The sequence below is a fragment of the Citrobacter sp. LJND-P06 genome, from assembly GCF_058188415.1.
On record NZ_CP187317.1, the window covers coordinates 3,839,970 to 3,853,781 of the forward strand.

General features: G+C 52.5%; 11 protein-coding genes and 1 pseudogene. 2 read left to right on the plus strand and 10 right to left on the minus strand.

The genetic code is table 11. The features are described 5' to 3' along the window. Positions 1–227: 227 nt before the first annotated feature. The 4 genes and pseudogenes from lspA to ACO7SM_RS18165 form a co-directional block, all read right to left on the minus strand. On the minus strand, positions 228–725 hold the full coding sequence (lspA, locus tag ACO7SM_RS18150) for a signal peptidase II (RefSeq protein WP_192611018.1): 498 nt from the start codon (positions 723–725) through the stop codon (positions 228–230). Further along, the gene (gene ileS / locus ACO7SM_RS18155) at positions 725–3,541 is read right to left on the minus strand and encodes an isoleucine--tRNA ligase (RefSeq protein WP_490468666.1); all 2,817 of its coding nucleotides are present in this window, start codon (positions 3,539–3,541) and stop codon (positions 725–727) included. Before ileS ends, lspA begins: the two co-directional genes overlap by 1 nt. Positions 3,542–3,573: 32 nt before the next feature. Next, entirely contained in the window at positions 3,574–4,512 is a 939-nt protein-coding gene (ribF, locus tag ACO7SM_RS18160) for a bifunctional riboflavin kinase/FAD synthetase (protein WP_490468667.1), read from the minus strand. 7 nt (positions 4,513–4,519) lie between these two features. After that, positions 4,520–4,734, minus strand: a pseudogene (locus tag ACO7SM_RS18165) (DUF2575 domain-containing protein). Positions 4,735–4,839: 105 nt separating this feature from the next. Between ACO7SM_RS18165 and rpsT the strand changes: the two are divergent. Continuing rightward, entirely contained in the window at positions 4,840–5,103 is a 264-nt protein-coding gene (gene rpsT / locus ACO7SM_RS18170) for a 30S ribosomal protein S20 (protein WP_142466497.1), read from the plus strand. A gap of 73 nt (positions 5,104–5,176) precedes the next feature. On the opposite strand, the gene nhaR is transcribed toward rpsT, so the two are convergent. The 4 genes from nhaR to dnaK form a co-directional block, all read right to left on the minus strand. Beyond that, positions 5,177–6,076: a transcriptional activator NhaR gene (gene nhaR, locus ACO7SM_RS18175; protein WP_490470979.1), complete on the minus strand. Its 900-nt coding sequence runs from the start codon at positions 6,074–6,076 to the stop codon at positions 5,177–5,179. 68 nt (positions 6,077–6,144) lie between these two features. Further along, positions 6,145–7,311 (minus strand): Na+/H+ antiporter NhaA, encoded by a 1,167-nt coding sequence (gene nhaA / locus ACO7SM_RS18180; RefSeq protein WP_490468668.1) that lies wholly within the window; start codon positions 7,309–7,311, stop codon positions 6,145–6,147. A gap of 205 nt (positions 7,312–7,516) precedes the next feature. Beyond that, on the minus strand, positions 7,517–8,650 hold the full coding sequence (gene dnaJ / locus ACO7SM_RS18185) for a molecular chaperone DnaJ (RefSeq protein WP_192611010.1): 1,134 nt from the start codon (positions 8,648–8,650) through the stop codon (positions 7,517–7,519). Between the two features lie 86 nt (positions 8,651–8,736). Further along, positions 8,737–10,653: a molecular chaperone DnaK gene (gene dnaK, locus ACO7SM_RS18190; protein ID WP_192611009.1), complete on the minus strand. Its 1,917-nt coding sequence runs from the start codon at positions 10,651–10,653 to the stop codon at positions 8,737–8,739. A gap of 532 nt (positions 10,654–11,185) precedes the next feature. On the opposite strand from dnaK, the gene satP reads away from it, so the two are divergent. After that, on the plus strand, positions 11,186–11,752 hold the full coding sequence (gene satP, locus ACO7SM_RS18195; RefSeq protein WP_490468669.1) for an acetate uptake transporter: 567 nt from the start codon (positions 11,186–11,188) through the stop codon (positions 11,750–11,752). Between the two features lie 35 nt (positions 11,753–11,787). Here the strand turns inward: satP and ACO7SM_RS18200 are convergent, their stop codons facing one another. After that, positions 11,788–13,095: an MFS transporter gene (locus tag ACO7SM_RS18200; RefSeq protein WP_490468670.1), complete on the minus strand. Its 1,308-nt coding sequence runs from the start codon at positions 13,093–13,095 to the stop codon at positions 11,788–11,790. Between the two features lie 123 nt (positions 13,096–13,218). Continuing rightward, positions 13,219–13,806, minus strand: a complete 588-nt coding sequence (mog, locus tag ACO7SM_RS18205) for a molybdopterin adenylyltransferase (protein ID WP_490468671.1) — start codon at positions 13,804–13,806, stop codon at positions 13,219–13,221. Between the last annotated feature and the right edge of the window lie 6 nt (positions 13,807–13,812).

Here is a 13,812-nt window from a genome sequence, read left to right on the forward strand (position 1 = left end):
GCCGCCATCCGACACAGGTTTGCCTGATGGCGCTACGCTTACCGGGCCTACAAGGATTGCGATAAATTGTAGGCCGGAGAAGGCGTTTACGCCGCCATCCGGCACAGGTTTGCCTGATGGCGCTACGCTTATCAGGCCTACAAAGATTGCGATATATTGTAGGCCGGATAAGGCGCATACGCCGCCATCCGGCACAGGTTTGCCTGATGGCGCCACCCGGCCATTTCTTATGCGGCTTTTTTCTCTTTCGAAGGCAAAAAGCCTTCCAGCACAATCATCGCCGCGCCGACACAAATGGCGGTATCCGCGAGGTTAAACGTCGCGAAGTGCCAGTTGCCGACGTAGAAGTCGATCATATCGACCACGAAGCCGTGCCACAAACGATCGAATAAATTGCCCAGCGCACCGCCAATAATCAACGCATAAGCAATGTTATTCAGTTTTTGCGAAGCCTTCCCGCGATACATCATCACCATCAGGATAACGCAAATACCAATGGCAATACCGGCGAAGAACCAGCGTTGCCAGCCACCGCTATCGGCAAGGAAACTGAACGCCGCGCCGTAGTTACGCGCATAATGCAGATTAAGCGATGGGAACAGCGACACCGTATCCCCCAGAGCAAAATTCTGGAGGATCAGGTATTTGCTGCCCAAATCGATAATCAGCACGACTACCACCAGCCACAGCCAGCGCAGTCCTGTTGAACAGATAGGCTTACTCATCAGGCAAACTTACGTTGTTCGCCATCACCGGCGATATTGCTAACACAGCGTCCGCAGATATCTGCGTGCTCCGCCACCAGGCCGACATCCGTCGTGTAATGCCAGCAACGCGGGCACTTATCACCCTCGGCTTTGCTCAGGACGATTTTCAGCCCTTTCAGCAGTTCGCTCTGCTGTGCGTCAGCAGGCGCACTTGCATACTCTGCAACAGTCGCGCCAGAGGTCAACAGGACGAATCGCAATTCGTTGCCCAGAGCAGTCAGCTTCGCGGCCAGTTCCGGCTCGGCATACAGCGTCACCGCTGCTTCCAGAGAACCGCCCACTTTCTTATCTGCACGTGCCTGTTCGATGACTTTGTTCACTTCGCCACGGACTTTCAGCAGCTCGTCCCAGAAAGCGTCGTTCATGGTTTCGGCATCGGCCAGACCAAACAGGCCGGTGTACCACTCGCCGGTGAAGACGTATTTCTCGCGGGAACCTGGCAGATAGCCCCAGATTTCATCTGCGGTGAAAGACATGATCGGTGCCATCCAGCGCACCAGCGCTTCTGCAATGTGATACAGGGCAGTCTGGCAGCTACGACGCGCCACACTGTCTGATTTCGCGGTGTACTGGCGGTCTTTGATGATGTCGAGATAGAACGAGCCCATTTCAACGGAGCAGAAGCGCATCAGGCGCTGTACCACTTCGTGGAAATCGTAGGCTTCATACGCTTTCAGGATGTCTTCCTGTGCGGCTTGCGCACAGCCAACCGCCCAACGATCCAACACGACCATCTCTTCCGGTTTCACCATGTCTTTCACCGGATCGAACCCGTTCAGGTTCGCCAGCAGGAAGCGTGCGGTGTTACGGATACGACGATAGCTGTCGGCAGCACGCTTCAGGATTTCGTCAGAAACGGCCATCTCACCGGTATAATCGGTCGATGCCACCCACAAACGCAGGATATCCGCGCCCAGTTTGTTCATCACATCCTGAGGAGAAACGGTATTACCGATGGACTTAGACATCTTGCGACCTTGACCATCCACGGTAAATCCGTGGGTCAGTACCTGGCGGTATGGCGCTTTGCCTTTCATCGCGGTGGAGATCATCAGAGAAGACATGAACCAGCCGCGATGCTGGTCAGAACCTTCCAGATACATATCCGCAGCGTGGCCGGAGAATTCAGGGCGCACATCGACCACGGAAGAGTGGGTGGAACCAGAGTCAAACCAGACGTCCAGCGTATCCGGCACTTTCACATACTGGTCAGCGTCATCGCCCAGAATCTCTTTCGGGTCGAGATCCCACCAGGCCTGAATGCCGTCAACTTCAACGCGCTTCGCCACTTCTTCCATCAGTTCAATGGCGCGAGGATGCAGCTCTTCGGTGTCTTTGTGTACAAACAGAGACATCGGCACACCCCAGGTACGCTGACGGGAGATACACCAGTCAGGGCGGTTCGCGACCATAGATTCGATACGTGCCTGACCCCAGTCCGGGATCCACTGTACGCCTTTAATTTCTTTCAGCGACTGCGCGCGCAGACCTTGCTGATCCATGCTGACAAACCACTGCGGTGTCGCACGGAAGATGATCGGAGACTTGTGACGCCAGCAGCACGGATAGCTGTGCTGCATTTTCTCAACGTGCAGCAGCGCGCCTTTTTCAGTCAGCAATGCAACGACAACATCGTTTGCTTTGAATACGTTAACGCCATCCAGCGTCGGGTACGTACCCGGCAGATATGTGCCATCCGGGCCAACAGGGTTAGCGACTTCCAGACCGTATTTCTGACCAATCACATAGTCGTCAGGGCCGTGGCCCGGTGCGGTATGAACGGCACCCGTACCGGCATCCAGCGTTACGTGATCGCCAAGGATAGCCGGGACGTCGAAGCCCATAAACGGATGGGTAAAGCGCAACAGTTCCAGTTCCGCACCTTTTACCGTGCCAAGGATGCTGTAGTTTGCAGCGCCAATACGCTGCATGACGCCTTCAACCAGATCTTTCGCCAGAATCAGCGCCTGATCGTCAATCTGTACCAGCGCATAGTCAAAATCCGCCGCCAGAGAAATCGCACGGTTAGCAGGCAGCGTCCACGGCGTGGTAGTCCAGATAACCAGAGAGACAGGGCCTTTCACAGAAGTGACGCCGAATTTTGCTTTCACGTCATCCTGAGAGGCGGCATGGAAAGCCACGTCGATAGACGGAGAGGTTTTGTCGTAGTATTCAACTTCCGCTTCCGCCAGTGCGGAACGGCAGTCTACGCACCAGTGCACCGGCTTCGCGCCTTTATGCAGGTGGCCGTTACCGATGATTTTACCCAGCGCACGAATGATGTTGGCTTCGGTTTTGAAGTCCATGGTCAGATACGGATGCGACCAGTCACCCAGCACGCCCAGGCGGATAAAGTCATTACGCTGACCGTCAACCTGCGTCGCCGCATATTCACGGCACTTCGCACGGAACTCTGCCGCAGTGAACTTCTCGCCCGGCTTACCGTATTCCTGTTCAACTTTCAGTTCGATAGGCAGACCATGACAGTCCCAGCCCGGAACATAAGGTGAGTCAAATCCCGTCAGTCCTTTGGACTTCACGATAATGTCTTTCAGAATCTTGTTAACTGAGTGACCAATATGAATACTGCCATTCGCATAAGGAGGGCCATCATGCAGAATGAAGGTTTTTTTGCCTTTTTTGGCCGCACGAATGATGCCGTACAGGTCATCATCAGTCCAACGCGCCAGCATTCCCGGTTCGCGTTTGGCGAGATCGCCACGCATCGGGAACCCTGTTTCCGGCAAATTCAGGGTTGATTTATAGTCACTCATCAGATTCTCGTTTCCGTATTTTTCACGTAGGCTTACGCCGGGTTTGATAGCCCAAAAAATTCGCGGGCCGTTAACTCATCACGCGCGATCTGCGCTTTCAACTCATCAAGAGAAGCGAACCGCTGCTCATTGCGTATCTTTTTACGCAGTATTACATCTATATGGCGACCGTAGAGGTCCATTGCAACGTCCAGCAGATGCACTTCCAACTGCTGACGCACACCCGCCACCGTTGGGCGAGTGCCAATGTTAGCGACGCCGGGTAACGGCGTGTCGCCAAGGCCCATCACTTCAACCGCATAGACCCCTTTAACCGGGGAAACCTGACGACGTAGCGGTAAATTCGCCGTAGGAAAGCCGATGGTGCGCCCTAACTCATCGCCGTGGACAACGCGCCCGGAGATGGTAAAGGGGCGTCCCAGTAAACTTTCAGCAAGCGACAGGTTGTCTTCTGCCAACGCCTGGCGCACCGCTGTACTGCTGATACGCACACCGCCTTCACAGAACGTCTGGGTGCTGGTGACGTCAAAACCATACTCAGCGCCCGCTTTCTGTAATAACAAGAAATCGCCTTCGCGACCAGCACCAAAGCGGAAATCGTCGCCAATGGCAAGAAATTGTACACCGAGACGCTTTACCAGCAGGTCACTGATAAACATTTGCGCCGTGAGCGCGGCAAAGCGCCGGTCGAAACGCACGCACAGCACGTATTCGACGCCACACTCTGCCAGGTAGCGTAGTTTTTCCCGCAGACGGGTCAGACGCGCAGGCGCCTTTTCAGTCGCAAACAGTTCCAGCGGTTGTGGCTCGAATATCATGACCATGACCGGTAAACCACGCCTGCGCCCTTCTTCCTGCAAGCCCTGCAGCAATGCACGATGACCACGGTGCACACCGTCGAAATTACCAATAGTCAGCACACACCCATGTGGGGCCTGACTGAGATTATGTATGCCGCGTATCAGCTTCATGTCTGGCTCAAAACAGTGAAAATCGCCAAAGTATACCTTGTACAGCGGTCAAGGTTAACCGGCGATTGATGCAGCGAAACATAAAGAGGTTTGTTTTCATTGTTATGGCCAAATCAATACAAAAAACTGGCCGCTCTGTTCAATTTTTATCGCGGAAAAGCTGTATTCACAGTCAGCAAGCTGGTAGAATCCTGCGCCATCACTACGCAACGAGTGCTGCATTTTTAACGGCGCTTATTTGCACAAATCCATTGACAAAAGAAGGCTAAGAGGGCATATTCCTCGGCCTTTGAATTGTCCATATAGAACACATTTGGGAGTTGGACCTTGGCTAATATCAAATCAGCTAAGAAGCGCGCCGTTCAGTCTGAAAAGGCTCGTAAGCACAACGCAAGCCGTCGCTCTATGATGCGTACTTTCATCAAGAAAGTATACGCAGCTATCGAAGCTGGCGACAAAGCTACTGCACTGAAAGCATTTAACGAAATGCAACCAATCGTGGACCGTCAGGCTGCTAAAGGTCTGATCCACAAAAACAAAGCTGCACGTCATAAAGCTAACCTGACTGCACAAATCAGCAAACTGGCTTAATTGCCTGAGTGTTGAAGCTTTGTAAAAGAACCCGCGCAAGCGGGTTTTTTTATGTCTGTCCGGCACACTCGCCTTACTTGCCCGCAGGAGCAAAAAGCGTGCTGTAGTCCGCATGGCAAATACGTTGTACCGCAGGATGCTGAATCATCCTCTCCGCAAAAATGGCATGGTACTCTTCCATGACATTCTCTACGCGCCCGATTTCAACAATCGAATCGTCTGCATAAAAATCATTCGCATAGAGCGTTGGAGCCACAAAAATCGCATTGTGAGTGGCGCCAAATGCCTTCATCAACGCCGCATCATCAAACTCGCCCAGAATTTCAACGTTTAGTCCCTGGGAATTAATCCAGTTCAACAATTTACGTCCCAGCATTGAACGGCGCCCTGGAATCAATACCCGGCGCTCCTCCAGACAGGCAGGAAACGGTTTTTCGGGGAGTGGATGAGTACACCAGAAGCTGACGCTGCATTCGCCAATCCTCACGGAGAAGAGTCCTTCCTGCTGCGTGGAGTCTATCGGGCAATCAGAGATGATCATATCCAGCTTATGCTGACTCAGTTGTTCAAGTAACATCTCATGCGTAGATTCAAAGCAGCGCAGGTGAATTTGTTCTCCCTCAGCCACAGCCGCATCCAGCACGCTGCTGACCAGACGTTTGGAAAGCGCATCCGCCACGCCAACATCAAACAGCAGGTTTGACTCTTTGCGGTAATTCACGATATCCAGCATCTCCTGGCTCAACGTGAACATTTTATCCGCGTAGCGAAAAACCAATTCCCCTAACTCGCTGGGCTCCAGACCACGCCCCTTGCGCTTGAATAATTTGCCCTGTAAACGCTCTTCAAGGGCTTTAATCTGGCCAGTAATGGTTTGTGGGGTCAGATACAGCGCCTCTGCGGCACCCACAACAGAACCTTCTTTATAGACATGCCAGAAGTAATAAAGATGGTTGTAATTAATATGGGGCATGCTCATTTCTCTCCCTGAACAATGTCGCAAAGGGAGCCACAGGTGGCTCCCTTGTCATTCCACGCCCGTTAAACAGGCGTATTTAAGCGGGCACGAAGCCAACTATAACCCACAATCGCTGACAACAACGATCCGATCAGAATTCCCAGTTTTGCCCAGTTAATCAGCTCAGGGTCGACATTTCCAAATGCCAGACTGGCGATGAAAATCGACATGGTAAATCCGATACCGCACAAGATCCCGACGGCCATAATCTGCTGGAAGTTCGTCCCTTCCGGTAATTGCGCCAGTTTGAGACGCAGTGCCAGCCAGCAGAACACGCTGATACCCAGCGGTTTACCGATTAACAGACCCGCAATAATCCCCAGCGGGAGCATGGAGGTCAGACCGTCTATCGTCACCCCCTGTAACGAAACACCGGCATTGGCAAAAGCGAACAGCGGCAGAATCAGATACGCCACCCACGGATGCAAAACGTGCTCCAGACGTTTGGCCGGAGAGCGACCGTGCTTCTCCTTTAGCGGAATGAAGAAGCCGACAATCACGCCAGCAAGCGTTGCGTGTACTCCAGACTTCAGCACTGCTGTCCACAACACCATGCCCACCAAAATATAAATACCGGTACGCCTTACCCCGCACATATTCAGGACGGCCAGCACCAGAATCGCAAACGCGGCAACCCCTAACGACATCACGGAAAGGTCACTGGTGTAGAACAGCGCGATAATCACAATCGCGCCCAGATCGTCGATAATCGCCAGCGCCATCAGGAATATTTTCAGCGCCAGGGGTACACGACTGCCCAACAACGCCAGCACCCCCAGAGCAAACGCGATATCGGTTGCGGCTGGAATGGCCCACCCTTCACGCGTAACGGGATCCGCATAGTTAAACGCCAGATAGAGCAACGCCGGGACAATCATCCCCCCAATGGCGGCAATGATCGGGAAAGCCGCCTGACGCAAACTGGCCAGCGACCCCTGCATAAGTTCACGTTTGACCTCAAGCCCTATCAACAGGAAAAACACCGCCATCAGTGCGTCGTTAATCCACAACAGCATGTTTTTATTGATTTCTAACGCGCCGACCCGCAGTTGTACCGGGGTTTCCAGAAATGCGTGATACCAGCCACTGCTCCACCCCAGGTTCGCCATCAACATAGCCAGCGCTGCGGCGATGATAAGAATGATGCCCCCAGAGGCATCGCTGCTAAAGAAACGGTGCAGATGTTTCACTTTTTATTCTCTCAATCAGGTGAATACTTCGTAATTACTATACTAACCCGCATGATCGATCGTTAAAATTAGATTATTTATGATTAACAATTCGGTTTTTGCGATGAGATAAAGTCTTACGCCTTACCGAAACATATGAATACGTATAATAAAAAAGGCCTGAGATTTCTCAACCTCAGGCCCTTGTCCGATCTCATGCAAGCAATTAGCGGGTCAAATCATCAAAGAATTTTTTCACGCCGTCGAAAAAGCTTTTTGAACGCGGGCTGTTTTTCTCGCCCGTTGGGCCACCAAAGCTATCCTGTAAGTCTTTCAACAGTTGCTTCTGCTTGTCATTCAGGCCAACCGGCGTTTCAACGACAACACGGCAGAGTAAATCGCCCTGTGCGCCACCGCGTACGGACTTCACGCCTTTACCGCGCATGCGGAACAATTTGCCGGTCTGTGTTTCGCCAGGCACCTTCAGCTTCACGCGGCCATCCAGCGTTGGGACTTCAATCTCACCGCCAAGCGCCGCCATTGCGAAGTTGATTGGCACTTCACAGTACAGGTTATTGCCTTCACGTTCGAAAATCGGGTGCTGTTTTACCTGCACCTGAACGTACAGATCGCCTGCTGGTGCGCCATGCTCACCGGCTTCACCTTCACCGGAAAGACGAATGCGATCGCCGGTATCCACGCCTGCCGGGATTTTAACGGACAGCGTTTTACTTTTCTCAACGCGACCGTGACCGTGGCATTTGTTGCACGGATCTTTAATCAGCGTCCCGCGGCCCTGGCAATGCGGACAGGTCTGCTGTACCGCGAAAAAGCCCTGACGCATCTGTACCTGGCCAGAACCGTGACAGGTTGGACAGGTCTGCGGTTTGGTACCTGATTTCGCGCCGCTTCCGTGGCAAACATCACACTCTTCCAGCGTCGGGATGCGGATCTCTTTGGTGACGCCACGCACGGCTTCTTCCAGAGTGAGATCCATGTTGTAACGTAAATCAGCACCACGTGAAGCGCGCTGACGGCCACGACCGCCGCCAAAGATATCGCCAAACACGTCACCAAAGATATCACTGAAGTCAGCCCCGCCGCCAAAACCGCCGCCGCCGCCCATACCGCCTTGCTCAAACGCAGCATGGCCGTACTGATCGTAAGCCGCACGTTTTTGCGCATCGGTCAGGATCTCGTAGGCTTCTTTGATCTCTTTGAATTTGGCTTCGGCCTCTTTATCACCCTGGTTACGGTCTGGGTGAAATTTCATGGCCAGGCGCTTGTAGGCCTTTTTGATTTCACGCTCTTCCGCTGTTTTGGAAACGCCTAAAATCTCGTAGTAGTCTTGCTTAGCCATCTCTTTTTATCTGCCCTTAACATGCATAAACGGGCGGAGAGGAAAACCTCTTCGCCCGTGTCAGTAATTACCCAATCAAAGGGCGATTATTTTTTGTCTTTCACTTCTTCAAACTCAGCGTCGACAACATCGTCATCTTTCGCGTTGTTTGCAGAAGCATCAGCTGAACCAGCCTGCTGCTGTGCATGCTGCTGCTGAGCGATTTCCATCAGTTTCTGGGAAACCTGAGCCAGCGCCTGCATTTTTGCTTCGATGTCTGCTTTGTCTTCACCTTTCAACGATGTTTCCAGCGCAGTCAGCGCAGACTCGATGGCAGTTTTGTCGTCAGCGGGCAGTTTATCGCCTGCTTCTTCAACCTGCTTACGGGTGCTGTGCAGCAGATGGTCACCCTGGTTACGGGTCTGAACCAGCTCTTCGAACTTACGGTCAGATTCTGCGTTCGCTTCTGCTTCGCGAACCATTTTCTGAATTTCTTCTTCGTTCAGACCAGAAGACGCTTTGATAGTGATCTTCTGCTCTTTACCGCTGTTTTTGTCTTTCGCGGAAACGTGCAGGATACCATCGGCATCAATATCGAAGGTCACTTCGATCTGCGGCATACCGCGCGGCGCCGGGCTGATTCCATCCAGGTTAAACTGACCCAGATCTTTGTTATCAGCGGCACGTTTACGTTCACCCTGCAGCACATGGATGGTTACCGCAGACTGGTTGTCTTCAGCGGTAGAGAACACCTGGCTGTGCTTGGTCGGGATAGTGGTGTTTTTGCTGATAAGCGCTGTCATCACGCCACCCATGGTTTCGATACCCAGAGACAGCGGGGTAACGTCCAGCAGCAGTACGTCTTTCACATCACCGGTCAGTACACCACCCTGAACCGCTGCACCGATTGCAACAGCTTCGTCCGGGTTAACGTCTTTACGCGGTTCTTTACCGAAGAACTCAGCAACTTTCTTCTGCACCATCGGCATACGAGTCTGACCGCCGACCAGGATAACGTCCTGAACGTCAGAAACAGACAGACCAGCATCCTGCAGAGCAACTTTCAGCGGCTCGATAGAACGGTTCACCAGGTCTTCGACCAGGCTTTCCAGTTTCGCACGGGTCACTTTGATGTTCATGTGTTTCGGACCGGTCGCGTCTGCAGTGATGTACGGCAGGTTCACGTCGGTCTGCTGCGCAGAAGAAAGTTCGATTTTCGCTTTTTCTGCGGCTTCTTTCAGGCGCTGCATTGCCAGCGGGTCGTTACGCAGGTCAATGCCCTGATCTTTCTTAAATTCGTCAACCAGATAGTTGATCATACGGCTGTCGAAGTCTTCACCACCCAGGTGGGTATCACCGTTGGTCGCCAGAACTTCGAAGGTTTTTTCGCCGTCAACTTCGTCGATTTCGATAATAGAGATATCGAAAGTACCGCCACCGAGGTCATAGACCGCGATAGTACGGTTACCGACTTCTTTATCCAGGCCGTAAGCCAGCGCTGCTGCAGTCGGTTCGTTGATGATACGTTTGACTTCCAGACCTGCGATACGACCGGCATCTTTGGTAGCCTGACGCTGAGCATCGTTGAAGTAAGCAGGTACAGTGATAACCGCTTCAGTTACCGGTTCGCCCAGGTAATCTTCCGCCGTTTTCTTCATTTTTTTCAGCACTTCAGCAGAGATCTGCGGCGGTGCCATTTTCTGACCTTTTACATCAATCCATGCATCACCGTTGTCAGCACCGATGATTTTGTACGGCATGATGGCTTCATCACGCTGTACTTCTTCGTCCTGGAAGCGGCGGCCAATCAGGCGTTTAATCGCAAACAGGGTGTTTTGCGGGTTTGTCACTGCCTGACGTTTAGCCGGCTGACCAACCAGAGTTTCACCATCCTGGGTATAAGCAATGATAGAAGGCGTGGTGCGATCGCCCTCGGCATTCTCCAGCACACGTGCAGTAGTGCCATCCATAATCGCTACACAAGAGTTGGTAGTACCCAGGTCGATACCAATAATTTTACCCATCTAAACGTCTCCACTAAAAATTCGGTCATCATGTGGTTGTGAATCTGTAATAAGGGCGAAACGTGCGGTTTCAACTACCCTGAATCGTTTTTTTTCAGACTCACTCACTGCGGTTGACTACAAGATGGGGTCGTAACCTACGTCATCAAGGGGGGCACAAAAATTTTTTTTACTGCGAAGCGAAAATAAACACCAGAAAAGCATAATAAGACGACCGAACCTCGACCTGAAAAGTGCGTTTATCTCTCTTCTGGAACCTTTATAAGAGCGAAATCCAGAAAGAGCCTTTACGAAAAGCGCGGCGTCGCAGTCTCTTTTGGAGGGCTCAATGAGCACGGTATAAACGGTGTAACTGCCGTGTGATCGGCGTCACTCAAAAGTAATCCGCGCACTTGAGTAAAAATACTTCATTTTACCCCTGATAGATCATAGACAGCCCCCATCCCCATGATTATTATGCCGCGCCCCGAACGGATACTGATTTATCGGGGGAACTATTTCACCATTCAATCAATGATGATTTTGAGGAATTATGGGCAACACTAAGTTGGCTAATCCGGCGCCGCTGGGCCTGATGGGTTTCGGCATGACCACCATTCTGCTTAACCTGCATAACGTGGGTTTATTTGCGCTTGACGGTATTATTCTCGCGATGGGGATTTTCTACGGCGGTATCGCGCAGATCTTTGCCGGCCTGATGGAATACAAGAAAGGCAACACCTTCGGCGTAACGGCATTCACCTCTTACGGCTCCTTCTGGCTGACGCTGGTCGCGATCCTGTTAATGCCGAAAATGGGTCTGACAGATGCACCCAATACGCAGTTCCTGGGCGTGTATTTGGGACTGTGGGGCGTGTTCACGCTGTTTATGTTCTTCGGTACGCTGAAGAGCAACCGTGCGCTGCAGTTTGTCTTCCTGAGTCTGACAGTGCTGTTTGCTCTGCTGGCTGTCGGCAACATCGGCGGCAATGCGGCGGTGATCCACTTTGCAGGCTGGGTGGGTTTAATTTGCGGCTCCAGCGCCATCTATCTGGCCATGGGCGAAGTGCTGAACGAGCAGTTTGGGCGCACCATTCTGCCTATCGGCGAAGCACACTAGTTTGTTGATATCCCCCCCGACCGGGGGGATATTTTTTACTCTTGCTGCAGTTTTGCCTCATCATGGATGTCACGGCAATACATATCCTGACGCAGCCACATTCCTAATCCCAACCCTATCAGCGATAACGCCAGTACATACCAGGCAGGCGCCATCGGCGAAATGCCCATCATCACGGTGACGAAAATTGGCGTCAGTCCCCCAAATATCGCATACGAGACATTGTAAGAAAATGAAATACCGGTGAAGCGAACCTCCGCCGGAAAAGCTCTGACCATGACATAGGGCACCGCCCCTACTACACCGACACACAGCCCTACCACGCCGTAAAGAAAGAATAGCTGCTCCGGATGCGCGCCAGATAAGTGATAAAAGAACCAGCTTGAGCACGCCAGCAACAGGCTCCCCACAATGAACGTCTTACTGGCGCCAAAACGATCGGCGGCCAGTCCAGCCAGCAAACACCCCACACACAGCATGACGGTGGCGATGCTGTTTGCCTGTAGGGTCAGCGCTGGCGCAAAGCCGTATTGTTTTTGCAGCCAGACTGGCGACATCAAAATCACCACCACAATACCTGCCGACAAAAGCCAGGTCAGCAGCATCGAGACAACCACCGCTTTTCGGTGATTAACCACAACGGATTTTACCGGAAGCTCCTGCGCCAGCGCTTTACGCTGCTGCATCTCGAGGAAGATGGGTGTTTCCTGTAACCAGCGGCGTAAATACATCGCCACAAGGCCAAAAACGCCCCCAAGCAGGAAGGGGATACGCCAGCCATAATCGTGTACTGCCTGCGGAGTCATGCTGGTGTTAATCAGTGTCGCCACGACAGAGCCGAGCAGGATCCCCACCGTCAATCCCGCGGTCAGCGTCCCGCAGGCGATCCCTATCCGACGTTCAGGAACATGTTCCGCCACAAACACCCACGCGCCAGGGACTTCACCGCCAATGGCCGCCCCCTGCAAAATGCGCATCAGTAACAGCAGCAACGGCGCCAGAATCCCCAGGGAGGAAAAGGTGGGTAACAGACCTATCGCCAGCGTCGGCACGGCCATCAATAAAATGCTCAGGGTGAACATTTTTTTACGCCCCACCAGGTCGCCAAAGTGCGCCATGATGATGCCACCCAACGGACGCGCCAGATAACCGGCGGCAAAGATGCCAAAGGTCTGCACCTGGCGGAGCCATTCTGGAATATCAGCAGGGAAAAACAGTTCGCCAACGACAGCCGCGAAGAAGACAAAAATAATGAAGTCATAAAACTCAAGCGCGCCACCGAGAGCGGCCAGCGTAAGGGTTTTATAATCCTGACGATTCAGAGGTCGTGTGTGTTGTGACATAGCAAACCATGAGTAAAGTGGAGTTATTGATTTGGTTAAGCGGTATGTAAATTAAAAATTACTATACCGTAAACAATTCAATACTCCACTCACTTCACCGCTTATGTCACGAAACGGTTAACTTCAGGCGTTTGTATCGCGGATAGCGCTTTTCGGGCGGAATGATGCTACAACGTCGGGTGCGGTTTCCACATACGGGCCATCCAGAAGCTGTATACAATACGGTACACTGGCAAAAATCCCCGCCACCAGCGCTTTGCCGTCCGCGCCTTTCACCCCTTCCAGCGTTTCTTTGATGGATTTCGGTTGTCCAGGCAAATTGAGGATCAGCGCCTGTTTGCGAATGACGCCCACCTGGCGAGAGAGAATTGCCGTTGGCACAAAGTGCAGGCTTATCTGGCGCATCTGTTCGCCAAAGCCGGGCATTTCCCGGTCAGCGACGGCCAGCGTCGCATCCGGCGTAACGTCGCGGCGCGCAGGCCCGGTTCCACCGGTCGTCAGCACCAGGTGACAACTCATCTCATCGACCAGTTCACACAGCGTTTGTTCGATAATCGCCTGTTCATCCGGTATCAGTCGGGTTTGCACTTCAAAAGGCGTCGTCAGGGCGGCGGCCAGCCACTCTTCCAGAGCCGGGATACCTTTGTCCTGATAAACACCGCTGGAGGCGCGGTCTGAGATGGAAACTAAGCCAATACGTAAGGTATTCATGATTAT